This window comes from Nonomuraea sp. NPDC001699, assembly GCF_053596455.1.
This window is the reverse complement of the sequence record NZ_JBSFGF010000007.1, coordinates 410,050-433,465: the sequence shown is the minus strand read 5'-3', so window position 1 is coordinate 433,465 and position 23,416 is coordinate 410,050. Positions and strand designations below refer to the sequence as shown.

At 71.5% G+C, this 23,416-nt stretch carries 21 protein-coding genes; 13 read left to right on the top strand and 8 right to left on the bottom strand.

Going from position 1 to position 23,416, the window contains the following annotated elements; all coding sequences use genetic code 11:
- Positions 1-179: 179 nt before the first annotated feature.
- The 4 genes from ACWCSU_RS23780 to ACWCSU_RS23765 all read left to right on the top strand — a co-directional run bounded on the left by ACWCSU_RS23780 (position 180) and on the right by ACWCSU_RS23765 (position 5,433).
- Positions 180-1,880, top strand: coding sequence for an enoyl-CoA hydratase-related protein (locus ACWCSU_RS23780; protein WP_449937523.1), 1,701 nt, complete (start codon positions 180-182; stop codon positions 1,878-1,880).
- Between the two features lie 34 nt (positions 1,881-1,914).
- Positions 1,915-3,426, top strand: coding sequence for a helix-turn-helix domain-containing protein (locus ACWCSU_RS23775; protein ID WP_357699793.1), 1,512 nt, complete (start codon positions 1,915-1,917; stop codon positions 3,424-3,426).
- An 82-nt stretch (positions 3,427-3,508) separates the two neighbouring features.
- Positions 3,509-4,555 (top strand): tyrosine-type recombinase/integrase, encoded by a 1,047-nt coding sequence (locus ACWCSU_RS23770; RefSeq protein ID WP_357699795.1) that lies wholly within the window; start codon positions 3,509-3,511, stop codon positions 4,553-4,555.
- A gap of 113 nt (positions 4,556-4,668) precedes the next feature.
- Positions 4,669-5,433: a dienelactone hydrolase family protein gene (locus ACWCSU_RS23765; RefSeq protein ID WP_449937521.1), complete on the top strand. Its 765-nt coding sequence runs from the start codon at positions 4,669-4,671 to the stop codon at positions 5,431-5,433.
- A gap of 4 nt (positions 5,434-5,437) precedes the next feature.
- Here the strand turns inward: ACWCSU_RS23765 and ACWCSU_RS23760 are convergent, their stop codons facing one another.
- Positions 5,438-5,689, bottom strand: coding sequence for a helix-turn-helix domain-containing protein (locus ACWCSU_RS23760; protein ID WP_357699799.1), 252 nt, complete (start codon positions 5,687-5,689; stop codon positions 5,438-5,440).
- 63 nt (positions 5,690-5,752) lie between these two features.
- Positions 5,753-6,964 (bottom strand): alpha/beta hydrolase family protein, encoded by a 1,212-nt coding sequence (locus ACWCSU_RS23755; RefSeq protein ID WP_449937519.1) that lies wholly within the window; start codon positions 6,962-6,964, stop codon positions 5,753-5,755.
- A 176-nt stretch (positions 6,965-7,140) separates the two neighbouring features.
- On the opposite strand from ACWCSU_RS23755, the gene ACWCSU_RS23750 reads away from it, so the two are divergent.
- Entirely contained in the window at positions 7,141-8,304 is a 1,164-nt protein-coding gene (locus ACWCSU_RS23750; RefSeq protein WP_449937517.1) for a sensor histidine kinase, read from the top strand.
- Entirely contained in the window at positions 8,301-8,963 is a 663-nt protein-coding gene (locus ACWCSU_RS23745; protein WP_449937515.1) for a response regulator, read from the top strand. The genes ACWCSU_RS23750 and ACWCSU_RS23745 overlap by 4 nt, the downstream gene beginning before the upstream one ends.
- Here the strand turns inward: ACWCSU_RS23745 and ACWCSU_RS23740 are convergent.
- The gene (locus ACWCSU_RS23740; RefSeq protein ID WP_449937514.1) at positions 8,930-9,844 is read right to left on the bottom strand and encodes an alpha/beta fold hydrolase; all 915 of its coding nucleotides are present in this window, start codon (positions 9,842-9,844) and stop codon (positions 8,930-8,932) included. The genes ACWCSU_RS23745 and ACWCSU_RS23740 overlap by 34 nt on opposite strands.
- Positions 9,837-10,631 carry a MerR family transcriptional regulator gene (locus ACWCSU_RS23735; protein ID WP_364088570.1) on the bottom strand — a complete coding sequence of 265 codons (795 nt, stop codon included), beginning with the start codon at positions 10,629-10,631 and terminating at the stop codon, positions 9,837-9,839. Before ACWCSU_RS23735 ends, ACWCSU_RS23740 begins: the two co-directional genes overlap by 8 nt.
- Positions 10,632-10,661: 30 nt before the next feature.
- Here ACWCSU_RS23735 and ACWCSU_RS23730 point away from each other — a divergent pair, with 30 nt between their 5' ends.
- Positions 10,662-11,423, top strand: coding sequence for a MerR family transcriptional regulator (locus tag ACWCSU_RS23730; protein ID WP_449937512.1), 762 nt, complete (start codon positions 10,662-10,664; stop codon positions 11,421-11,423).
- Positions 11,424-11,626: 203 nt separating this feature from the next.
- Here the strand turns inward: ACWCSU_RS23730 and ACWCSU_RS23725 are convergent, their stop codons facing one another.
- Positions 11,627-12,667 (bottom strand): DUF4037 domain-containing protein, encoded by a 1,041-nt coding sequence (locus ACWCSU_RS23725; RefSeq protein ID WP_357700089.1) that lies wholly within the window; start codon positions 12,665-12,667, stop codon positions 11,627-11,629.
- 102 nt (positions 12,668-12,769) lie between these two features.
- On the opposite strand from ACWCSU_RS23725, the gene ACWCSU_RS23720 reads away from it, so the two are divergent.
- Complete coding sequence (locus ACWCSU_RS23720) at positions 12,770-13,366, top strand: dihydrofolate reductase family protein (RefSeq protein ID WP_449937510.1); 597 nt, start codon at positions 12,770-12,772, stop codon at positions 13,364-13,366.
- Here the strand turns inward: ACWCSU_RS23720 and ACWCSU_RS23715 are convergent.
- Together ACWCSU_RS23715 and purB are read right to left on the bottom strand one after the other, a co-directional pair.
- Positions 13,348-14,130, bottom strand: a complete 783-nt coding sequence (locus tag ACWCSU_RS23715) for a GNAT family N-acetyltransferase (RefSeq protein ID WP_449937507.1) — start codon at positions 14,128-14,130, stop codon at positions 13,348-13,350. The genes ACWCSU_RS23720 and ACWCSU_RS23715 overlap by 19 nt on opposite strands.
- A complete protein-coding gene (gene purB / locus ACWCSU_RS23710; RefSeq protein ID WP_397043490.1) occupies positions 14,127-15,557 on the bottom strand; it encodes an adenylosuccinate lyase in 1,431 nt (476 codons plus the stop codon). Before purB ends, ACWCSU_RS23715 begins: the two co-directional genes overlap by 4 nt.
- Positions 15,558-15,786: 229 nt before the next feature.
- Here purB and ACWCSU_RS23705 point away from each other — a divergent pair, with 229 nt between their 5' ends.
- A complete protein-coding gene (locus ACWCSU_RS23705) occupies positions 15,787-15,981 on the top strand; it encodes a CsbD family protein (RefSeq protein ID WP_357699819.1) in 195 nt (64 codons plus the stop codon).
- 348 nt (positions 15,982-16,329) lie between these two features.
- Here ACWCSU_RS23705 and ACWCSU_RS23700 read toward each other — a convergent pair whose 3' ends face one another.
- Positions 16,330-16,734 (bottom strand): hypothetical protein, encoded by a 405-nt coding sequence (locus tag ACWCSU_RS23700; RefSeq protein ID WP_449937502.1) that lies wholly within the window; start codon positions 16,732-16,734, stop codon positions 16,330-16,332.
- A gap of 278 nt (positions 16,735-17,012) precedes the next feature.
- On the opposite strand from ACWCSU_RS23700, the gene ACWCSU_RS23695 reads away from it, so the two are divergent.
- The 4 genes from ACWCSU_RS23695 (at position 17,013) to ACWCSU_RS23680 (ending at position 23,241) form a co-directional block, all read left to right on the top strand.
- The gene (locus ACWCSU_RS23695; RefSeq protein WP_449937500.1) at positions 17,013-17,153 is read left to right on the top strand and encodes a hypothetical protein; all 141 of its coding nucleotides are present in this window, start codon (positions 17,013-17,015) and stop codon (positions 17,151-17,153) included.
- A gap of 624 nt (positions 17,154-17,777) precedes the next feature.
- On the top strand, positions 17,778-19,448 hold the full coding sequence (locus tag ACWCSU_RS23690) for a TROVE domain-containing protein (RefSeq protein ID WP_449937499.1): 1,671 nt from the start codon (positions 17,778-17,780) through the stop codon (positions 19,446-19,448).
- A 165-nt stretch (positions 19,449-19,613) separates the two neighbouring features.
- Positions 19,614-20,891: a pentapeptide repeat-containing protein gene (locus tag ACWCSU_RS23685; RefSeq protein WP_449937497.1), complete on the top strand. Its 1,278-nt coding sequence runs from the start codon at positions 19,614-19,616 to the stop codon at positions 20,889-20,891.
- 265 nt (positions 20,892-21,156) lie between these two features.
- Positions 21,157-23,241, top strand: a complete 2,085-nt coding sequence (locus tag ACWCSU_RS23680; protein WP_449937495.1) for a prolyl oligopeptidase family serine peptidase — start codon at positions 21,157-21,159, stop codon at positions 23,239-23,241.
- The last annotated feature ends 175 nt before the right edge of the window (positions 23,242-23,416 follow it).

Sequence of the window (23,416 nt, the reverse complement as noted above, 5' to 3'; positions counted from 1 at the left end):
GTCTGTGGTGATTTGTCAGCATCGGTGGAAGATTCGTGTCAACATCTAGAGATGTCTGGGCCTCATGGGACTGCCGTTGACGGCGGTACTGGTGGTGTTCCTCCGGTCGCGACCGGTTGACACCCCCGCTCCCCCCTTGCCCGCTGCCCCCTTGACGTCTCCGCGAAGGAAGTTCCGCGTTGCGTATCCTGCTCCTTTGTTCCTCGTTCAACGGCCTGACCCAGCGTGCCTGGCTGGAGCTGCGGCGGGCCGGCCATGACGTGAGCGTCGAGCTGGCGGTCTCGGAACAGGCGATGGTGGAGGCGGCCGAGCTGGCCAAGCCGGATCTGGTCATCTGCCCGTTCCTGAAGGAGCGGGTGCCGCAGGCGTTGTGGCGCGGGCACCGTACGGTGATCATCCATCCGGGGCCGCCCGGTGACCGCGGGCCCTCCTCGCTGGACTGGGCGATCGCCGAAGGCGAGCGCGAGTGGGGGGTGACGGCGCTGCAGGCGGTGGAGGAGATGGACGCGGGCCCCATCTGGGGGTGGCGGACGTTCCCGATGCCGCCGGAGCCGCCGCGCAAGTCGGCGCTGTACAACGGGCCGGTGGCCGACGCGGCGGTGGAGCTGGTGGCGGAGGTGGCGGTCAAGGCGGCCGACCCGCTGTTCGCGCCGGTGCCGCTGGACTACCGCTCCCCCGAGGTGACGGGACGGTTGCGGCGTGCGATGCGGCATGCCGACCGGGAGTTCTCCTGGGAGCAGCCGGCCGAGGAGATCGTGCGGGTGGTGCGGGCGGCCGACGGTTCGCCGGGCGGGCGGGCGCGGTTGTGCGAGCTGCCGGTGCGGGTGTTCGACGTGCACCGGGGTCCCGATCTGGCGGGTGCGCCGGGGGCGGTGGCGGCGCGGCGTGAGGGGGCGGTGCTGGTGCACGCCGGCTCCGGGACGGTGTGGGTGGGTCATCTGCGCCTGGAGGAGGGCGGGGTGAAGCTGCCGGCGTCGATGGTGCTGGGTGAGCGGCTGACGGGGGTGGGTGAGCGGGCCGGTTACCGGGAGATCGCCTATGAGCGGGGCGAGGACGTGGGGGTGGTGAGTTTCGACTTCTACAACGGCGCCATGTCGACCGATCAGTGCCGGCGGCTGGCGGCGGCGTTGCGGTACGCGGCGGCGCAGGACACGCGGGTGCTGGTGGTGCGCGGTGGTGAGGTGTTCTCCAACGGCATCCATCTGAACGTGATCGAGGCGGCGCGTCATCCGGAGCTGGAGGCGTGGATGAACATCAACGCGATCAACGCGGTGTGCCGGGAGATCGTGGCGTGCACCTCGCAGCTGGTGGTGACGTCGATCGCGGGGAACGCGGGGGCGGGCGGGGTGATGATGGGCCTGGGGGCCGACCGGGTGATCGTGCGGGAGCCGGTGGTGCTCAATCCGCATTACCGGACGATGGGGTTGTTCGGCAGTGAGTTCTGGACGTACGTGCTGCCGCGGCGGGTGGGGGCCGAGCGGGCGCTGGAGCTGACCGGGCGGGCGTTGCCGGTGGGGGCGTCGGAGGCGGTGGAGCTGGGGCTGGCCGACCGGGCGGTGGGCGGGTCGCGGCAGGAGTTCGAGCGGCGGGTGCTGGATTACGCTCATCGGCTGGCCCAGGACTCCTCCTATGAGGGGTTGCTGGCGGCGCGGCGGCAGGTGCGGGAGGCCGATGACCGGCGTAAGCCGCTGGACGCCTATCGGGCCGAGGAGCTGGCGGAGATGAGCCGGGACATGTTCGACGATCGTCACGGGTTCCGGGCGGCGCGGCGGGCGTTCGTGGGGAAGGTGAAGGCGTCGGCCACTCCCCCGCATCTGGCGGGTGTTCGGGAGTTGTCCGGCGCGTCGGACCCCTCGGTCCCGTTCGCATCTCATATGTGAGATATGGTCTCGTGTTGTGGCAGATGATTATCTTGTGCGGATCGGCAGGCTCATCCGGGACGCGCGTCAGCATCGCGGTTGGACGCAGCTTCAGCTGGCTGACGCGCTGGCGACGAGTCAGAGCGCGGTCAACCGGATCGAGCGCGGCAACCAGAACATCAGTCTTGAGATGATCGCCCGGATCGGGGAGGCGCTCGACAGCGAGATCGTGTCCCTGGGGTATGCCGGTCCGATGCATCTGCGGGTGGTGGGCGGGCGGCGGCTGTCGGGCAGCATCGACGTCAAGACGTCCAAGAACGCGTGCGTGGCGTTGCTGTGCGCGTCGCTGCTGAACAACGGCCGGACGATCTTGCGTAAGGTGGCGCGGATCGAGGAGGTCTACCGGATCCTGGAGGTGCTGGCCTCGATCGGGGTGCGGGCGCGGTGGATCAACGAGGGCAACGACCTGGAGATCGTGCCGCCGGCCCGGCTGGAGCTGGAGGCGATGGACACCGAGGCGGCCCGCCGTACCCGTAGCGTGATCATGTTCCTGGGTCCGCTGATGCACCGTACGGGCCAGTTCCAGATCCCGTACGCGGGCGGCTGCGACCTGGGGACGCGTACGGTGCAGCCGCACATGTCGGCGCTGAAGCACTTCGGGCTGGACATCACCGCGACGGGCGGTTTCTACCACGCCAAGGTCGACGGCGGGGCGGCTCCGGCGCGGCCGATCGTGCTGACCGAACGCGGCGACACCGTGACGGAGAACGCGCTGCTGGCCGCGGCCCGTCATCCGGGGGTGACGGTGATCCGCAACGCCTCCTCCAACTACATGGTGCAGGACCTGTGCTTCTTCCTGGAGCAGCTGGGCGTGCGGGTGGAGGGCATCGGCACCACGACGCTGACGGTGCACGGGCTGGCCTCCATCGAGCGGGACGTCGACTACTCCCCTTCGGAGGACCCGGTCGAGGCGATGAGCCTGCTGGCGGCGGCGGTGGTGACCAGTTCGGAGCTGACGATCTGCCGGGTGCCGGTGGAGTTCCTGGAGATCGAGCTGGCGGTCCTGGAGGAGATGGGGCTCGACTGCGACCGGACGGGTGAGTACTGGGCGGCCAACGGGCGTACCCGGCTGGTGGACCTGACGGTGCGGCCCTCCAAGCTGGCCTCCCCCATCGACAAGATCCATCCGATGCCGTTCCCGGGGCTGAACATCGACAACGTGCCGTTCTTCGCCGCGATCGCGGCCGCGGCGCAGGGGTCGACGCTGATCCACGACTGGGTCTATGACAACCGGGCCATCTACCTGACGGAGCTGACCCGGCTGGGCGCCTCGGTCAAGCTGCTGGACCCGCACCGGGTGCTGGTGGAGGGGCCCACGCGCTGGCGCAGCGCGGAGATGATGTGCCCGCCGGCGCTGCGTCCGGCGGTGGTGGTGCTGCTGGCGATGATGGCGGCCGAGGGCACGTCGGTGCTGCGCAACGTGTACGTGATCAACCGCGGCTACGAGGACCTGGCCGAGCGGCTGAACGCGCTGGGGGCGCGCATCGAGACCTTCCGCGACATCTGATTTTCGTCGGTGGCGGCCGCTACCGTCTCCTCTGCAGGCAACATCATCTGCATGCGTCGCCAAGATGTGAGGAGGGGAGCCGGTGCGGCCCGCGGAGCTCGACAGGTTGACGGTGGGACAGGCGGCTGACCGCTACGTGGAGCTGGTGGTGGCCAAGACGTCCACGGGGGCGCTGTCCCCGGCCACGGCCGAGGTCTACGCGCGTGACGTGGCCACACTGGTGGCGCTGGCCGGCGCGGAGGTGGTGCTGGACGACCTGACCGGCGAGGACGTCGATGCGATCTTGCTGGCGTTCGCGCGCAAGCCCGACGCGCGGCAGGCGGCCGCCCCCAGGTCCGGTCCCGGGTCAGGGTCGGGGCAGTCGCCGTCCTCGCAGGCGCGGTTCCGGCGGTCGATCTCGGCGTTGTTCAAGCACGCCACGCTGGCCGGGTGGGTGCAGATCAACCCGATGACGGCGGCCACGGTGACGGCCAAGCAGCGGGGCGGGCTGCGTCCGGAGCGGCGGGCGCTGACGCGGGAGCAGGCCCAGGGGCTGATCGGGGCGGCCCGGCAGTTGCGGGAGGCGCCCGAGCAGGACGGCAAGCGGCGCGACCAGCGCACGCAGCTGCGTGACGCGGTGATCGTGCTGCTGTTGTCGACGGTGGGGCCGCGGGTGTCGGAGCTGGTGCGCGCCAACGTGGAGGACTTCTACACCAACGACGGGGTGCGCTACTGGCGGATCTTCGGCAAGGGCGGCCGTACGCGTGACGTGCCGCTGCCCGACGACGTGGCCGAGGTGTTGCAGGCCTATCTGGCGCGGGGCCGGGGGCAGGTGGCCGGCGCCGACGGTGACAAGGCGCTGCTGCTGTCGTGGCGGGGGCGGCGGCTGGCGCGGGGTGACGTGCAGGCGGTGATCGACCGGGTGCAGCGGCACGTCGATCCCGACCAGCGGCGTTCGGTGACCCCGCACGGGCTGCGGCACACCACGGCCACCCATCTGCTGGCCGACGCCGTCGACATGGACGCGGTGCGGCGGGTGCTGGGGCACAGCGACCTGTCGACGCTGGGGCGCTACCGCGACGAGCTACCCGGGGAGCTGGAGGTGGCCATGCGGTCGCATCCGCTGCTGCGTGACAAACCCTCCCGGTGAGCGGTCACCGGGACTTGCGCGGGCCGGTGATCGGGATGGTGATCGGGATGGTGATGGCGGCCATCGGTCCGGTGATTGGCCGGGAGGCGGGCGGGGCTGGTTGGCTCGGCGGCGTGAACGCACAGATCACCACCGGATGGGTGGACATCGCGGGCATGACGGCCTACACGGCCCTGCCCGTGGGAACGCGGCGGCCTGTGGGCGTGCTGGTCGCCGGTGAGATCTTCGGGGTGAGCCGGTACGCGCGGCGGATGGCCGACCGGCTGGCCGGGCTCGGGCACGCGGTCGTCGTGCCCGACTTCAACCACCGGCACGACCTGGGGCCTGCCGCCGATCCGGCGACGGACGTCCCGTGGGGGCGGGTGGTGGAGCTGCCCGCCGACGCCGCCGGTCGGGAGCGGGGTCTGGAGCTGGCCTGGCTGCTGCGACGCGATCAGGTGCTGGCCGACGCGCGGGCCGCGTCGGAACACCTGCGGAGCCTGGGGGCCTTCCCGGCGGCGGCCGTCGGGTTCAGCCTGGGCGGGCACGTCGTGTGCTCGGTGGCGGGCGAGCTGGGGTTGTCGGCGGCGGTGGCGCTCTACCCGGGCTGGCTGACGGGCACCGACCTGCCGCTCAGCCGGCCGGAACCGACACTGGAGCCGGCCGCGCGGGCGCCGGGACGGCTGGTGGTGCTGCTCGGCGCCGACGACCCCATCATCGACGCACGCCAGCAGGAGGCGATCGGCGAACGGCTGGAGACGGTGGTGTATCCGGGCGCCGGCCACGGGTTCGCCGCCGACGAGCGCGACAGCTTCCACCCGGCCTCGGCGCGCGAGGCCTGGCGGCTGATCGAGGACGTGCTGGACCAGGTGCGCCGCTCACCGCAGACGGCCGACTGACCTTTCAGGTGCGGGCGGGGGTGGCGCGCACGGCCAGACGGTCGAGGGAGATGCCCAGCACGTCGGCCAGCGAGGCGATGGTGAAGAACGCCGGCGTGGCGATGCGCCCGGTCTCGATCTTGCGGAGGGTCTCGGCGGACATACCGGCGGCGGCGGCGATCTCGACGATGCTGCGCTCGCCTCGGGCCTGACGCAGCATGTGGCCGAGCTGCTCGCCGCGCAGCCGCTCCTCGGGGGTCAGCGGGGATCGCACCATGCCCCCAGCCTACACCCCCGGGATACTTATACCGGTATTGTTATCGCCCCCGCGGGGGTCGGGTCAGGGGATGCGGGACACCTCCGGGAAACCACCACCCGACCCCTCGAACAGGCGCGTCGCCTTCCCCCGCAGGTGCAGATCGAAGAACGCCCCGACATAGGCGCGCTGAGCCGCCACCGACCGTCGCGCATCGATCGTCCCGACGAAATCGGCCACCGCCACCCCGCCCTTGGGCAGCGCCGCGGCGACCTGCGGCAGCAGCACCTGCAAGTCGGTGAACGAACCGTGCGCGGCGCCCTTGAACCGCAGCTCCCGCTTCCACCCGGTCGAGGCCCGCCAGAACGACCTCCAGCTCGGCTCGCTCTCGCGCGTGTGCGCCTCGGCCGCCAGCTGCAGGAACGGCCTGGCCACCCCGGTGACGGCCACCGGCCCCACATAACCGCCGTCCAGATTGACCCCCGCCACCACCCGCCGGTCGTCGTGGACGAGCTGGGCCGCCACCGACCCGCCCAGCGACTGCCCCAGCGCCCCCACCCGCGACAGATCCGGCGCACCCCGCAACCCGGCGGGCAACGCCACACCCCCGATCGCCTCCCCCCGCCCCAGAGCGGCGACCCGATCCAGCACGAACCGCATGTCGGCCAGCCGCGCCCGCGCATGCCGCTCCAGCAACCCGGCGATGACCCGCGGCGTCAGCTTGGCCGGCAACGGCAACGCCCGCACCACCCGCCCACCGGGGAACTCCACCTGATCGGCCTCAAAGGTGTGATCCACCGTGACGACGAGATAGCCGCGCGAGGCCAGATCCTGCACCAGCGCCGTGCCCAGCGTGCGCGGCCCGCCGTCCCCCGAACCGAACAGCACCACGGGCAGCCTGCCTCCGCCGCGCTCCACCGGCGCGCCGGAACGCGCCGCGGTGACGGTGGCGGCCCAGTCGACCGCCCCCTTGGCGATCCCCATGGGCGGCGCCGAACGACGATCCCAGTCGGCGGCGGCCAGCGGCGCCATGTGCGGGGCCGGCGGCAGCGCGCTGCGCACGGCCGGGTACCACAGGCTGACCATCAGCTCCCGATACCGCTTCGACCTCACCAGCGGGTCGGGACGCGACCGGTCGACCAGCCGCACGGCGACCGTCCCCACCGGGGAAGGACCAGCGGGTGCGGGCAGGGTGAGCGTGACCGCGGGCCGCCCTTGCTGCTCCTGCACGGCGGTGGCGGGCGCGAGGGCCAGGGCGGCGACGGCCAGATGAGCCGCGTACGTCATCACGGACATGCCGGTTCTCCTCCAACGGAACGACAACGGGGATGTGCGCCGACACTGGCAGCCGCGCCCGCCGACCGGCCAGCGGCCACAGGCTGACCTGCGGGTACGACTTTCGGATGAGAGCCCCCGATGTTCATCCCCGAGGAGGATGGGGGGCGCCACGGCCCGGCCTCTAGGGTGGGCGCATGAACCCGGCCGCCCGCCTGACCACGACGATCCGCTCGGTGCCGCCCACGGCCGCCGACGCACTGCTGGCCGCCGTCATCTTCACCGTCACACTGGGCCCCGGACGGGTGACCGAAGGCGGCCCGCACACGCTCGCGCTCCAGGTCGCCCTGGTGGCGCCACTGGCATGGCGGCGGCGCGCCCCGATACTCGTCCTGTGCGCCACCGGCGGCGCGGCCGCCCTCCAATGGGTTGCCGGCGTGCAACTCCCCGCCGACGCCGCCCTGCTGGTCGCGCTCTACACGGTCGCCGCCCACCGCCCCTGGCGGGCCGCGCTGGCCGCCACGCTCGCACTGGAGACCGGCGTCGTGCTGGCCGCCACCCGCTGGGCGCCACCGGGACAGACGCCGTTCACGGTGGCCGCGCTCAGCGCGATGTCGGCCGCCGCCCTGGCCGCCGGCCTGTGGACGCGGGCACGGCAGACCCACCTCACCTTCCTCGAACGCGACCGCGACCAGCGGGCCCGCCTGGCGGTCGCCGAGGAACGCGCCCGGATGACCCGCGACATGCACGACATCGTCACCCACAACCTGTCGGTCATGGTGGCCCTGGCCGACAGCGCCGCCTACGTCCACGACCGGGCACCCCACCAGGCCGCCGCCGCCATGACCCAGATCGCCGACACCGGCCGCCAGGCACTGCGCGACATGCGCCGCTCCCTCAGCGCCGACCACGGGGCCGACCAGGAGACCGGCCAGGAGAGCGACCAGGAGGAGGCCGCCCTCCACCCGGCGCCCGGCATCGCCCAGCTCCACCCCCTGGCCGACCGCATGCGCGCCGCCGGCCTGCCGACCCGCCTCCACATCACCGGGAACCCCGCCGACGTCCCCGCCGCCGCCCAGCTCACCCTCTACCGGCTGGCCCAGGAGGCGCTGACGAACACGCTGCGGCACGCCCCCGGCGCCCACGCCCACGTCCAGGTGCGCCTCACCCCCGCACGGGCCGACATCGAGGTCACCGACGACGGCCACCACCCCACCACCCCCCAACCCGCCGGGAGAGGACTGGCCGGGATGCGCGAACGCGTCACCGCCTACAACGGCACCCTGCACGCCGGCCCCGCCCCCGACGGCGGCTGGCAGATCACCGCCACCCTCGACCTGACCGCCCCGGACACGCCATGACCATCCGGCTGCTGATCGCCGACGACGAAGCACTCCTGCGCATGGCCTTCCGCATGATCCTGGACGCCGAACCCGACCTCCACGTCGCCGGCGAGGCCACCGACGGCGACCAGGCCACCCGCCTGGCCCGGCACCTGCGCCCCGACGTCATCCTCATGGACGTCCGCATGCCCGGCCTCGACGGCATCCAGGCCACCCGGCAGATCGCCCGCGACTGCCCCACCTCCCGCGTACTCATCCTGACCACCTTCGACCTCGACGAGTACGCCTTCGCCGGACTCAAAGCCGGCGCCGCCGGATTCCTGCCCAAGAACACCCCGCCCGCCGACCTGCTCAGCGCCATCCGCAACGTCGCCGCCGGCGAAGCCGTCCTGTCGCCACGCGTCACCCGCCGCCTGCTGGAGAAATTCGCCCCCCAGCTCACCCCAGACCCCCGCGAACAGGACCGGCGGCTACGACAGCTCACCGCCCGCGAACACGACGTCCTCGTCCAGGTGGCACGCGGACTGTCCAACGCCGAAGTAGCCGCCTCACTGCACCTGGCCGAAGCCACCGTCAAGACCCACCTCAGCCGCGTCCTGCTCAAACTCGGGCTGCGCCACCGCGCCCAGGTCGTGGTCTTCGCCTACGAGAGCGGACTCGTCCGCCCCTCCTCCTGACCCCGCTCCGCCCGCTCCACCAACGCGGCGATCCGCGCGCTCACCAGCGGCCACACCCCCGGCGGAAACCCATGCCCCATGCCGTCCACCAGCAGGAACTCCGCCCCCGCGATCGCCTGCGCCGTGGCCCGCCCACCGGCCGGATCGGCGACGGCATCAGCCGCGCCATGGATCACCAACGCCGGCACCGCCACCCCGCCCAACCCCTCCCGCCGGTCACCCGACCCGATCACCGAGGCCGCCTGCCGCAACATGCCCGCCAGCGACCAGCCCCGATCCCACACCCGCCCCGCCAACGCCCGAACCGCCTCCACATCGGCCGCCACACCACCGGTCACGGCCCCGGCCACCATCCGCTCCACATACAACTCCCGCGTCGTCGGCGGCGGCCCGGCAACAGGCGGCCGGGCACCCGGACGCGGCGGCGGCGTCATCCGGTCACCGGCGGTGGACATGATCGACGTCAGCGACCTGACCCGGCCCGGATGCCCGATCGCCACCGCCTGAGCGATCATCCCGCCCAGCGAGGCGCCCACCAGATGCACGCCGTCCAGCCCCAGAACATCCAGCAACCCCACCGTGTCGGCCACCAGATCGTCCAGCGTGTACGCCAGCGACGACAGATCACCCGCCAGCGCCGCCCCGAAATCCGGCTCCCCCGCACCGTCGAACCGCGTCGAGCGCCCGCAGTCACGACCGTCGAAACGGATCACCTGCAGGCCATGCCCCACCAGCGCCGCACACAACCCGTCAGGCCAGCTGATCAACTGCCCGCCCGCCCCCATGATCAGCAACACGGGCGGCGCGCCCCGATCCCCCAGCCGCTCGTACACGATCTCCACCCGGGAAGGCCCCACCCCGAACGCCCGCTCCTCATCCATCCGCTCCCCCCTCCTCCCGCACCGGAACCAGCAGATCCGTCACCAGCTCCTCAACCGGCGTGCACGCCGGATCCGACACGTACACCTCCCGCAAAGGCCCGCTCACCGCCAGCCCCCGCTCGGCACACCACGCCAGAACGGCATGCACCGTCAACGAGATCTGGTCATAAGGCCCCACATGAGTGGCACGCGCGAACACCCCACCCGGCAACACCCCCACCTCGGCCCCGCCACCGGGCTCGGCGTCACCTTCCAGAATCAACCCCACCCGGACCTGCACCACCTCGCCCACATCCACCGGGAACAACCCCACCAACCGAACCGGCCCCCGCACCCCTTCAAGCAACCGCGCCACCGCCGCGGACGTAGCCCGCCCCACATCCTCCAACCCCGCCGCCCGCTCACCCACGAACGCCGCCCGCCACCCCGGCTCCCGCACCAACCCCACCTCAGGCGCCGGCAACCCCTCAGCCAGCACCCGCTCCAACGACGCCAACGTCCGCCGCCGCCGCGCCAACTCCGCCTCCAACGACACCCGGACCGACTCCAGCGCCCCCGTCTCCCCCGACAACACCCGCCCCACCACCGGCAACGGCACATCCAACGACCGCAACAACCCGATCGACAACGCCTCCCGCGCCTGCCCAGCCCGGTAATACCGATAACCCGTCCCCGCATCCACATACGCCGGACGCAACAACCCCAACTCGTCGTAATGCCGCAACTGCTTCACACTCAACCGACCAAGCCGCGCGAACTGCCCAATCGACAGCAACTCCTCATCCACCAGCACACACCCTCACGTAACGTCAGACCCATGACCCTGTCCATCGGCCAAGTCGCCAAACTGGCCGGCATCACCGTACGAACCCTCCACCACTACGACGAGATCGCCCTCCTCACCCCCAGCCAACGCACCACCGCCGGCTACCGCCGCTACACCGACCACGACCTCCTCCGCCTCCAGCAAATCCTCCTCTACCGCGAACTCGGCTTCCCCCTCGAAGAGATCACCGACATCCTCGACCACCCCCACACCGACGAACTCACCCACCTCCACCGCCAACACGAACTCCTCACCCGCAAAGCCCAACGCCTCCACCACGTCATCACCAACGTCGAACGCGCCATCCACGCCCACACCCAGCGCATCACCCTCACCCCCCAAGAGCGCTTCGACATCTTCGGCGACTTCCACCCCGAAGACCACCAACCCGAAGTCCAACGCCGCTGGGGCCACACCGACACCTACGCCGAAAGCCGCCGCCGCGCCGCCACCCACACCAAAACCGACTGGCTCCACCTCACCACCCAAGCCGCCGCCATCGACGACGACCTGCAGGCCGCCCACACCCGCGGCCACGCCCCCGACAGCCCCCACGTCATGGACATCGCCGAACGCCACCGCGCCCACATCACCCGCTGGTTCCACGACTGCACCCCCGAACACCACCGGCGCCTCGGCGACCTCTACGCCACCGACCCCCGCTTCACCGCCCACTACGACCGCCTCGCCCCCGGCCTGGCCGCCTACTACCGCCAAGCCATCCACGCCAACAGCACCCGGCAGCAGAAGTAGCAGGGCCCGCGTGACCCCGCCGTCCGCCGGCCCGGGGAACGCGGCCGGCACTCCTCAACCACCAGGACTGCCGGCACAACAATGAGAACCCCGCGACGCACACCCCACAGACCGAGGAGCGCCGCCCTCCTGACCTCGGTGGTGGGTTTGTGTTGTTTACTTTATGATCTTGTGCAAGCCCATCAGCTTTACAATGTAGATTCCTAAGCTCCGAGATCCAGAGCCGCGGCCGTGAGCGCCCGTGCCCGGCGCGGTGAGGTCACCAGCTCCACCGTGTCCGACAACTGATCGATGCACCCCGCCACCGGCAACCCCCTGATCACCGGGTCCGTCACCGACTCCATCAACGCCCGCGCGAACCGCTCCCCGCCGATCACCTGGAACGGCCGGTCGAAGAACCCCCGCACCCCCTCCTCCAGCCGTCCCGTCAGCGCCATGCGGTTCTGCAGCGCGGCCAGCCGTCCGTAGGCCGCCGTCAGGCCCTGCTCGCGCTCCCGGAACGAGCGCGCCGCCATCGCCGCCTCCAGCGCCTCGCCCAGCTCGGCCGAGCCCGGCAACCGCGCCAGCGCACTGCCCAGCCATTTGGCGTACGGCGGATAGCGGCGCCGCAGCAGCAACGCCAGCCGCATCACCTCCCGCGCCAGCCGCGCCCCCACCACGGCAGAACCGAGCTCGTCCCCGACCTCCGCGCACCGCCCCGGGAACGGCTCCTCCTGGCCGATGCGCTGCCACTGACAGGCCAGGACGTAGCGCCACACGTCCTGCGGATACCAGCGCAACGCCTGCCGGACCGCCTCCAGCCCCTCGCCCGGCAGACCGTCGCAGAACACCTCGCCCCCCGTCACCTCGGCCAGGCTCTGCCACGGCACGGACAACCAGTCCAGCAGCGACACCCCCTGGCGCGGGTCGAACCCGAGCCGTCCCACCAGCCACTCCCCCAGCTCGGCGACCACGACGCCCGGCTGGCGGACCCCGTGATACTCGAAGACCGTGTCAAAACCGCCGAACCGGTCGGGCAGCCCCGCCGTGACACGCTCGCGTACCGGCTCCACCTGGCCGGCGGGCACGAACAGCAGGACCCGCGGCCCCCAGTCGTGGTCGGCCGAGCGGGCCGTGTCGAATTCGAGCACCTCCGACCCCGGGCCGATCAGCGCGGCGCTGTGCCGGACCCCGGGCAGCAGCGGCGCCACGACCTCGCCGTAGAAGGCGCGAGAAAGCTCAATACCAGGCACAAAGTTGGACATCACGCCGTCAACTCTGCACGAGCACCGCCCGAACCTCACCCGGTTTTCCCGCCGCCGGTGACAGCGTGGTCCGCGACCGGACACGCCAGGGGGAGGGACCCGTTGAGCAAGGTCGTCGCCGACATCTCCGTATCGCTGGACGGCTACGTCACCGGCCCCGACCCCGGCCTGGAGCACGGCCTCGGCACCGGCGGGGAACTCCTGCACGCCTGGGCCCGCCAGCCCACCGACGTCGACGCGCGCGTCCTGGGCGGCGCCGTCCGCGCCACCGGAGCGGTCATCATGGGACGGCGCACCTTCGACGTGGTCGACGGCCCCTACGGCTGGGGCGACCCGCTCGCCTACGGTTCGGCCCGCGACCAGCCGCAGGCGCCGCCCGTGTTCGTCGTCACCCACGTCCCGCCCTCGGCGGTGCGTCGGCCCGAACTGTTCACCTTCGTCACCGACGGCCCCGCCGCGGCCGTCGAGCAGGCCCGCACCGTGGCGGGGGACGGCGACATCGTCATCATGGGCGGCGCCGACCTGATCGGCCAGGCCGCCGACGAGGGGCTGCTCGACGAGTTGCGCCTGCACCTGGTGCCGTTGCTGCTGGGCGCCGGCACCCGTCTGTTCGCCCGGGTACGTCCGCGCCAGTGGGAGCCGGTCGAGACGCACTTCTCCCCGCTGGCCACCCACCTGACCTATCGCGCCATCATCTGAACCCCGGCGGGATCGGGGCCGGTCACCTGGCAGGCCAGCACCGGCCTGCGGCGGTACCCGATCCGCTCGTACACCTTGATCGCCGCGGTGTTGACGTCGTCCACCATCAGGGCCGCGCGTCCGTGCGTGGCCACGAGCTGGGACGACACCCACCCGCACACCCGCTCGGCCAGCCCCCGCCCGCGGAAGCGGGCGGCGGTGGCGACCCCGGCCAGCAGCCCCACCGACGGCGCGGACCACGCGTCGGCCGCCACCGCCGCCAGCTCGTGCCCCACGCGCACACCGGCCCACCGCCGCACGCCGGGCGCACCCGGCACCGCGTACGACGTGGGCGCGTCACCGGCCAGCAGGGCCGCGACCTCCTGGTCGGCCTCACCATCGAGCCAGCCGACCTCCGGCGGCGGCGCGGCGGGCGCGGCGGGCGCGGCCTTGAGGCTCATCCAGGAGAACGCGCCGCTCTCCCGCACGCCCTCCAGCCCCGCCGCCACCCGCCGCATGAGCTCGCGCTCGCCCAGCGGCCGGTAGGTGGGGCCCAGTTCGGCCAGCGCGTGCCGGACCAGTTCGACGGCGTCGTCCGGATCGTCCGGGTCGCCCCACACCGCCAGCCGGTCGTGCAGGGAGATGCGCGGCGCGCTGGCCACCACCGCGTTCCCCAGCGCCCAGGCGCGGGCCTGGCCGCGCAGGTCCTGGGCGGTCCACATGACCAGGTCGTCGTCGCCGCACGCGGCGCGCAGCCCGTCCAGGTCGCGCAGCCGGTGGATCACAAGATCTCGCCGGGCCGGTACGCGGCGGCCTCCGGGTGCTCGGTCACGACCTGGGACACCAGCCGCACCAGCTCCTCGACCTGCGAGGCGGCCGCGCCGGTGAAGGACACCCGGTCGGCCAGCAGCGCCTCCAGCTCGCCGCGGTCCAGCGGAAAGCGCTCGTCGCCGCCCAGCAGGTCCAGCAGCTCGTTGGACGCGCCCCGCGACCGCATCGCCAGCGCCGCGGCCACCGCGTGCTCCTTGATCAGCTCGTGGGCCTGCTCGCGCCCCACGCCGGCGCGGACGGCGGCCATCAGCATCTTGGTCGTGCCCAGGAAGGGCAGGTAGCGGCCCAGCTCGGCCGAGATCACCGCCGGGAACGCGCCGAACTCCTCCAGCACGGTCAGCATCGTCTCCACCAGCCCGTCGAAGGCGAAGAACGCGTCCGGCAGCGCGACCCGGCGCACCACCGAGCAGGACACGTCGCCCTCATTCCACTGGTCGCCGGCCAGCTCGCCCACCATGGAGGCGTAGCCGCGCAGCACCACGGTCAGGCCGTTGACGCGCTCGCAGGAGCGGGTGTTCATCTTGTGGGGCATCGCCGAGGAGCCGACCTGCCCCTCCTTGAACCCCTCGGTGACCAGCTCGTGCCCGGCCATCAGCCGGATCGTCTTGGCCAGCGAGGACGGCGCGGCGGCCAGCTGCACCAGCGCCGAGACCACCTCGAAGTCCAGGGAACGCGGGTAGACCTGGCCGACGCTGGTCAGCCGCCGCGAGAACCCCAGGTGGGCGGTGACCTTGTCCTCCAGCTCGGCCAGCCTGTCCTGCCGGCCACCCAGCAGGTCGAGCATGTCCTGGGAGGTGCCGACGGGGCCCTTGACGCCGCGCAGCGGGTAGCGCGCGATCAGCTCCTCCAGCCGGTGGTAGGCCACCAGCAGCTCGTCGGCTGCCGACGCGAACCGCTTGCCCAGCGTCGTGGCCTGCGCCGCCACGTTGTGGGAACGTCCGGCCATGACCGTGGCCGTGTGCTCCCCGGCCAGCGAGGCCAGGCGGGCCAGCAGCGCCACGACGCGGTCGCGTACCAGCAGCAGGCTGTCGCGGATCTGCAGCTGCTCGACGTTCTCGGTCAGGTCGCGCGAGGTCATGCCCTTGTGCACCTGCTCGTGCCCGGCCAGCGCGTTGAACTCCTCGATGCGCGCCTTGACGTCGTGGCGGGTGACGCGCTCGCGCGCCGCGATGGACTCCAGGTCGACCTGCTCGACGACCTTCTCGTAGTCGGCTATCGCGCCCTCGGGCACCGCCACCCCGAGCTCGGCCTGCGCCCGCAGCACCGCCAGCCACAACCGCCGCTCAGCGATGATCTTGTACTCGGGAGACCACAGGCGGGCCAGCCCGGGTGAGGCGTAGCGGGCGGCCAGGACGTTCGGGATGCGCGGCTTGGAAGTCACGTTGGACAAGTGTATTCACACCCCGTTACCGGCACCGCATCCAGTCCGCACGGCCCGTCCCGCGCCTGCGGTCACCGCGGGGGTCACCGGTTCCCATGCGGCCCCGCCGGCCTCGCGAACGGCCCCTGACCAGCACCGTTCTGCATACGGCCGGACCGGAACCATGTTTCCGCCTGTCCTGGCCGGTAAGTACAGGAGGTCGCGAGGAAACGACCAGAAAGGCATGAACATGAGCACCGACGACAAGATCCGTAACAAGGCCCAGGAGCTCAAGGGACGCGCCAAGAAGAACGTCGGCGACGCCACCGACAACGAACGGCTCCAGGCCGAAGGCCGCGCCGACCAGACCAAGGGCGGCCTGAAGCAGGCGGGCGAGAAGGCGAAGGACGCCGGCAAGAAGGTCAGGGACGCCTTCAAGAAGTGACCGCACGCTCCTGGCTGTGAACCGCGCCGGCCACCCGCCGCCGCCCGGGACGGACAGACACCGGACCCGCCGTGCCGCGATCGGCTGCCGCAGATCGGCTCGATGTTGCCGATCCGCAGCAGCCGACAGGCCGCACGGCGGGTCACGTCCACCATCCGGCAGGCGGCGGGGCCGCGTGCGGACGAACCCGCCGGCCTCTGACGCTGCCCGCCGGACGGGCGGCCCCTCGCTCAGCGGGCCGTGCCACCGATCGGCGGCACGGAGGGGGCGGCACGGCGGGTCACGCCGACTCCGCACCCCGCCTTCCGGCCTACGAGACCGTCGCCGGACGCCGGCTGTCGCACTCCGCTAGCTGTTGCACTCCCTGGACAGGACCTTGCCGGTCTTGGCGTCCGTGCAGGTCTTGCAGGTACGGTTCGGGCTCGCCGGGAGCGGTTCCTTGGTGGTCGTGCACTCGCGCTCGGTGGACTGCTCCTGCTTCTGGGTCTTCTGCTCGCAGTACTGCTTCTTGAACCCGCCGCCCTTCATGTCACGGCAGTAGTAGCACCTCTTGTTGCCCTCCTCCAGCCACTTGCACTTCGGAGCGCGACCGGTGGCACTGGCGGCGGCACAGTCGGCGAGCGCGACGGACGTGGTGGGCATGGTGGGTGTGGTGGCGCCGGTGTGGGCTTGGGCCCCCAGCGCCTGCGAGGCCATCGAAGGGGCGAGGGCGGCGGCGACAAGGGCGCTGACAGCGCATGCTTCCTTGAACACGTTTCCTCCCGCAGGACATCTTCCTCTGGCCCCTCCATCGTGGCCCGCCATTGTGGGGACGCGTCAATACACAAGCCCGGAATTTATTCTCCGCCGCCGAACGCATGTTTTCACCCGAAACGCTGAATCGCATTTCTCGTACGCCGCCGAAGCCGTCACCAGAAGCCTTCTTTGCTTTTCCTGGCCGCTTTATCTCGTCGCTCTGCCGTACGCTTCACACGTGTTTCCCCGCCCTGGCATGAGCCAGGCTCACTTACGCCTTCTCGTCCGGACAGCCGATGGGCTGGTCCGACATCCCCGTCAACGGCACCCCAGGGGCGGCCGGCGGCGCACAGCTGACCACCCGCGCCGTCATCCACGAGAGCCTCGCCCCCTTCAGGACGCTGTTCGACCAGAGCGTCACCTACAACGACGTGTAACACCGCCGCGCGAGATGTTCTCCGTACCGTCCGGCAGGTGGTGGTGATCGCCAGAAAATGGATCGAGGTCCGACGACTGATCCGCTAGCGTTTGTTTCGCAAGTCCCCCTCAGATCCGTCGGGTCTGGTGAGGGCACGGGTCGAAGTTCGTCGGTTACCACTTCTAATGGGGCGGTCGCAGGTTCGAGTCCTGCCCGGGGCCAACGCTCCGGTAGCTCAGTCGGCAGAGCACCTGAACGCCGGTGAACGTCCCACATCCGTGTCCTCTCCAGGCCTCGCCGGTCCGTCAAGTCAGCATGGCCCGGTGGCACGGGTCGAATCCGGTCGGTTACCACAGGGTTCGATTCCTTCCGGCCCCTCCTCATGGGGCCGGCCGCCCAGATCGGCTGGGCACCCGGTCGGAAACCCCACATCCGTGCCGTCGGCCGGCTGACGACGGATCGACGGCGGGTTCGTTCGGTCATCTCCGGCGCCGGCGGTCGCGGGGTTCGAGTCCCCGCTGCGCGAGTTCTCGCGCACAGCTCAGCGGTGGAGCTCCGGTCCTGACCCGGTCGACGCACCCATGTCCGCCGTTCCCTCACATCCGCCGCCTGGCGGGTCGAACACCCTTGTGGAGGCACATCCATGACCCGCAACCGCGACCCTCTGGCCGGCGTCTCCGCCATCGCGACGCCGCAGACCCGGCCCATCCCCGGTCGCCCCGACCAGGTTCGGAACGCGGCCGGCGGCCACGTCTTCGCCAAGGACGTGTGGCGCAAGCTGGAGGACTTCCTGATCCTCGGCACCACCGGCGGCACCTACTACGTGGGCGCGGACAAGCTGACCGCCGACAACGCCGGCGTGTTGTTCCAGGCGATCGCCGAGGACGGTCCCCGCGTGGTCGAGCTGCTGACCGCGATCTCCACGGCGCGTCCGCCCCGAGCGCCGAAGCAGCGTCCGGCCCTGTTCGCGCTGGCCGCCTGCTACGCCAAGGGCGACGCCGACACCCGCCAGGCCGCCAAGGTGGCCCTTGCCAAGGTCGCTCGCACGACTGACCATCTGGCCCAATTCTTCGGCTACTACAAGAACCTGGGCGGTAAGGCGACCGCCCGCGGTGTCGCGCCGACGGCGGGCCGTTCGCTGCGGACCGCGCTGGGCTCGTGGTTCCTGAACGGGACCGCCGACGACGTGGCCTTCAAGGCGTGCAAGGCCCGTCAACGCAGGACCCCGCAAGGTGAGGCGTTCGACCTGCGCGACGTTCTCCGCATCGCCCACCCGGCAGCGGACGGAGAGCAGCGCAGGACCCTGTTCGGGTGGATCGCCGGCAACGTCGGCGACGAGCGGGCGCGCGAGGCGCTGCCCGCGGTGGACCGGTTCCTGACCGCGAAGGCCGTCACGAGTCCGTCCGAGGCGGTACGGGTCGTGACCGCGGAGAAGGTGCCTTGGGAGTTCCTGCCCGACGCCATGCTGCGCGAGCCCGCCGTGTGGGAGGCCCTGATCGAGACAGTCGGCATGACGGCGCTCATCCGTAACCTGGCACGGATGACCCGCCTGGGCACGCTCACGCCGACGGCGGCGGCGACGTCGCGTGCGGTGCTGCGGCTCACCGACCGCCAGGCGGTCCTGCGGGCCCGCATCCACCCCATGGACGCCTGGCTCGCCCTGCGCGTCTACGCCTCCGGGCAGGCTCAGCCGAACCCGCGCGCGGGCCGCCAGACCTGGCATCCCGTCCCGGCCATCCTGGACGCGCTGGAGGAGACGTACGAGGCGGCGTTCGGCACGGTCGAACCGTCCGGGAGGCGACTGCTGGTCGCGGTGGACTCCTCCGGCTCGATGAGCTGGGGCGGCGGCGTCCGGCTGGGCGGTTCGCCGATCGGGTCGCCGTACGAGGTCGGCAACGCCATGGCGGTCATGCTCGCCCGCATCGAGCGCGGCAACGTGCACGTCATCGACGTCGACACCGGCGTCCACGCCTCGAAGGTGACCCCTCGCACCAACCTGCGTGAGATCGCCTCATGGCAGCCGTCCGGCGGTGGCACCGACCTGTCCCTGCCGTTCCGGTGGGCGCGCGAGCAGCGCATGCGGACGGACGGGATCGTCGTCTTCACCGACAACGAGACGTGGGCGGGCCGGGCTCACCCGTCGCAGGAACTGGACGCCTACCGCCGTACCGTGGCCCCGGAGGCCCGCGTGATCGTGGCCGCGATGACCGCGGCGGGTTACTCGATCGGCGACCCCCAGGACGACGGTGTGCTCAACGTGGCAGGCCTGGACGCCTCACTGCCACTGATCGTCAACGGCTTCCTCCGAGGCTGACCGAGTTCTGGCTCCTCCCCAGGGTCCGGCAGCGCCTGCACGAGGTGCTGCCGGACCGGTGCCGCGCGAGGAGATCGCGTCCATCACCATCACAGATCAAACGCACGACTGCTGCGGCAAGACCTTGACCGTTGTGCCGGTGATCCGAGCGACCTCATCGGGGGGATGCTCACGCACATTGCACACCTCCTTCATGGGGGTCACGGTCCCGTCACCCCACAACTGCCAGGCGCCTGGCACGCGCATCATCAGGCCTATGGCCAAGAAAAGCTCGAAGCGGTGGCCCCGACGGTGAGGCCCTCGTCGATCGTCGTGGCAGCGCTGGTGCTCCTGGCGGTCCCGACCTTGGTATGGATGCTCGGTCCGGGAGCTACCTGGGTGCTGGAGAACCTGGACGGCGTCACCCTGAACGACGACGTTTTCGCGCCGGCGACCCTGCCTCCCGATGAGCTGCTCGGCAAGGATTGGGCCGCTGCCGTCGCGGCCGTCCGCGGCAACGTCCTGGCCATCGCCACCGGCCTGGCCGCGCTCTTGGCGGTGTTCTACACCGCACGCAACGCCGACACCGCACGCCGCACCTTTCAGCTTGGCGAGCGCGGTCACGACACCGACCGCTTCAGCAAGGCGGTCGAGCAACTCGGCAGCGGCCAAGCCCCGGTCCGGCTCGGCGGCCTGTACGCCCTCGAACAACTCGCGGAGAACAACCCCGCGCTGCGCCAGACCATTGTGGACGTCATCTGCGCCTACCTGCGCATGCCGTGGAAAGCGCCGGACGTCCAGGACCGGTCCCAGCAGGTCCGCGCCGCCCAGCGCGCTGCCCGTACCTCGGCTTCGGGCCGTGCTCAGGCGCGGGCGGGCAGGGACCCGAACGAGGAACGACAGGTCCGGCTCACCGCCCAGCGTTTCCTCACCGACCACCTACGCTGCTACCGGCGCCGCTGGTGGCAGCGCCGCACCGCCGTCAACCCGCACTACTGGCCCGGCATCAGCCTCGATCTCACCGGTGCCGTGCTCATCTCCTTCAAGTTGACCTCCTGCCGGATGCATCGGGCGCACTTCAGCGAGGCGCTCTTCATTGGGGACGCCGACTTCATGGGGGCGACCTTCACCGGCGAGGCCACGTTCAACGGAGCGATCTTCGCGAGCCATACCGACTTCGACGGGGCGATCTTCGCCACCTACAGCCGCTTCAATGGGACCGCCTTCACTCGTGGTGCCACGTTCAGTCGGGTGAGCTTCGCTGACAACCCCGGGTTCAACCACACCCGGAACTCGCGCATCTACGTAGCGAATGCGCGGATTGGCAGGCAAGAGTGGGGAACAGCCTCGAACGTGGTGACCGGCCCCGCCGGTGAAGTACTGAAGCCCACCCACCCGCCCGCCGAGAAGGCCCCGCGCTCCCGGAGCCACGGCGAGGGGCAAGGTAACTCGCCGGCAACTTAGAGATTCCGGCTCGTGACGCCCTCTCCACAGCCGCCTGACGACCTGCCGTCCGCCGCCCGGGCCCGCGGCCGGATCGGGGGCCGGCCCACCGTGGTCAGGCCTGAACAGCTGCGGGCGGCCCGGACCCGCTGCCCGACCCCGAGCGCTCCATCACCTCGATCGCGCGCCTGCTCGGCGTGAGCCCCGGCACGCTCTGCAACCACCAGCCGACCGGCGGCGCTGGATCCGATAAGTCGCTGGATCTCCGGCATATGATCATGCGCCTATGAGCGACATCACCGAACCCCCGATCGCCCGGGTGGACGTCGTGCGCGAGACCCTCCACGGCCTCACACTTGAGGATCCCTACCGGTGGATGGAAACCGAAGGCGAGGAGTTCCACCACTGGCTGGACGGCCAGGCCAGGCACGCCCGCGAGCACCTGGACGCCCTGCCGCACCGCGCCGGCCTGCTGACCCGGATCCGCGAACTGGGCAGCGCGCTCACGCGCTACTTCGGCCTGGTGATGGCAGCCGACAAGGTCTTCGCCCTGGTACGCGAGCCGGACGCCCGCCTGCCGGTGCTGACGGTGACCGAGGCCGACGGAGCGAGCAGGGTCCTGTTCGACCCCGGCACGGTGCCCGGCGACGGGCATCACGCCATCGATTGGTACGTGCCCTCCCCCGACGGCCGCCACGTCGCCTGCGCCGTCTCCGACTCCGGGTCGGAGGACAGCTCCATCCACGTGATCGACGCCGACTCGGGGGTTCTCCGGGAGACGATCCCGCCCACGACCCGTTTCGCCTTCCTGAGCTGGCTGGAGGACGGCCGGTCGTTCGTCTACCACCGCTACGCGGAACAGCACCTCTTGGACAGCCGCTCCTTCCTGCATCGGCTGGGCGCCGACCCGGCGCAGGACACGGTGGTGTTGGCCCGCGGCCTCAACCCCCACGTCGAGCTGACCCCGCGGGACCGGCCTTTCCTGGTGGTGCCGCCGCACGGCGAGTGGATGCTGGCGATCATCTCCCACAGCGCGCTCAGCCCCTGGCCCTGGACCAGCGAGCAGCTGAGCGACTGCACGGTGTACGTGGCGCCGCGCGCCGGGCTGGCCGACCCGGCCGCCTGCCCGTGGCGGCTGGTCGCGGGCGTGGCGGACGGCGTAACCGCCTTCGCCACCAGCCACGACACCCTCTACCTGGTCTCCCATCGGGACGCGCCGCGCTCCCGTGTGCTGGCCGTTCCGCTTGCCGCACCCGATCTGTCCCGAGCCCGAGTGGTCGTACCCGCAGGTGAGCGGGTGGTGGAGTCGGTGCGGGTGGTGGGCGACCGGCTGCTGGTGCGCGATCTCGACGGCGGCGTCAGCCGGGTACGGCACGTACCCCTGTCCGGCGGCGAACCCGCCGACCTCCCGATGCCGGTGGACGGCGCCATCGTGGAGTGGACCACCCACCCGACGCGGCCCGAAGCCCTGCTGCTGGTGGCCGGCTGGACCCACGCGCCGCGGCTCTACCGCTACGACGGCCGGTCACTCCAGGACACCGGGCTGGCGCCCTGCTCACCGGTGCACTTCGGCGACGTGCACGTCCGTACTCTGCACGTGCCCGCGAGGGACGGGACGCCGATCCCGCTCACCGTCATCCACCACAAGGACCTGGAGCTGGACGGCGACAACCCTGCCGTGCTCACCGGCCACGGCTCCGGCGGGCTCATCGACCTGCCGGAGTTCCGTCCCGAGATGCTCGCCTGGTACGAGCGTGGCGGCGTCTACGCCGTCGCGCATCTGCGCGGTGGCGGCGCCTACGGCCGCGAGTGGCACGAGGCCGGGCGCGGCGAGCGCAAGGAGGCCACCATCACGGACTTCATCGACTGCGCCGAGCATCTCATCGCCCTCGGCTACACCCGTCCGGGTCGGCTGGCCGGCGAGGGCGTCAGCGCCGGCGGCATCCCCACCGGCGGCGCGTTGGTGCGGCGCCCCGATCTGTGGGCGGCCATGGCGATGCGGGTGCCGACGGTGAACGCCACCCGCAACGAGTTCACCGAGAGCGGGCCGGTCAACGTGCCCGAGTTCGGCAGCGTCACCACTGAGGAGGGCCTGCGTGCCCTCCTGATCATCGATGCCTACCTGCGGGTCCGGGACGGCGTGCCGTACCCGGCGGTGCTGCTGACCACCGGCCTGCGCGACGCGCGGGTGCCGCCGTGGCAGCCGGCGAAGCTGGCCGCCCGCCTGCAGGCGGCCACCGCCTCCGGCCGGCCGGTGCTGATGCGCGTCGAGGAGCACGGCGGGCACGGCGCCGGCTCGAACCGAGACCAGGAGCAGGCCCTGCTCGCCGATGTGCTGGCCTTCATCCTGCACGCGTCCGACGGGTCATGACGACGACAGACCTGTCAGGTACGGCACGCGCACGCCCCCTCAGCCACGTCGCGGCCCGGTCGATCCCGGGCTGTGGGTGACGCTCAACCTCCATCCCGACCGCCCGGTGGGCGAGTCGGCGATCCTCGACAGGCCGGCAAGGACGGCGTCTACCGGTCCCGGTTCGTCACTGAGA

What these genes read in the sequence shown, in the direction of transcription:
- ACWCSU_RS23760 (WP_357699799.1), bottom strand. Translation starts at nt 5,689, where the DNA reads ATGGTGCGATCCCCGCTGACCCCCGAGGAGCGGCTGCGCGGCGAGCAG.
- ACWCSU_RS23755 (WP_449937519.1), bottom strand. Translation starts at nt 6,964, where the DNA reads ATGTCCGTGATGACGTACGCGGCTCATCTGGCCGTCGCCGCCCTGGCC.
- ACWCSU_RS23750 (WP_449937517.1), top strand. Translation starts at nt 7,141, where the DNA reads ATGAACCCGGCCGCCCGCCTGACCACGACGATCCGCTCGGTGCCGCCC.
- ACWCSU_RS23745 (WP_449937515.1), top strand. Translation starts at nt 8,301, where the DNA reads ATGACCATCCGGCTGCTGATCGCCGACGACGAAGCACTCCTGCGCATG.
- ACWCSU_RS23740 (WP_449937514.1), bottom strand. Translation starts at nt 9,844, where the DNA reads ATGGATGAGGAGCGGGCGTTCGGGGTGGGGCCTTCCCGGGTGGAGATC.
- ACWCSU_RS23730 (WP_449937512.1), top strand. Translation starts at nt 10,662, where the DNA reads ATGACCCTGTCCATCGGCCAAGTCGCCAAACTGGCCGGCATCACCGTA.
- ACWCSU_RS23725 (WP_357700089.1), bottom strand. Translation starts at nt 12,667, where the DNA reads ATGTCCAACTTTGTGCCTGGTATTGAGCTTTCTCGCGCCTTCTACGGC.
- ACWCSU_RS23705 (WP_357699819.1), top strand. Translation starts at nt 15,787, where the DNA reads ATGAGCACCGACGACAAGATCCGTAACAAGGCCCAGGAGCTCAAGGGA.
- ACWCSU_RS23695 (WP_449937500.1), top strand. Translation starts at nt 17,013, where the DNA reads ATGGGCTGGTCCGACATCCCCGTCAACGGCACCCCAGGGGCGGCCGGC.
- ACWCSU_RS23690 (WP_449937499.1), top strand. Translation starts at nt 17,778, where the DNA reads ATGACCCGCAACCGCGACCCTCTGGCCGGCGTCTCCGCCATCGCGACG.
- ACWCSU_RS23685 (WP_449937497.1), top strand. Translation starts at nt 19,614, where the DNA reads ATGCTCACGCACATTGCACACCTCCTTCATGGGGGTCACGGTCCCGTC.
- ACWCSU_RS23680 (WP_449937495.1), top strand. Translation starts at nt 21,157, where the DNA reads ATGAGCGACATCACCGAACCCCCGATCGCCCGGGTGGACGTCGTGCGC.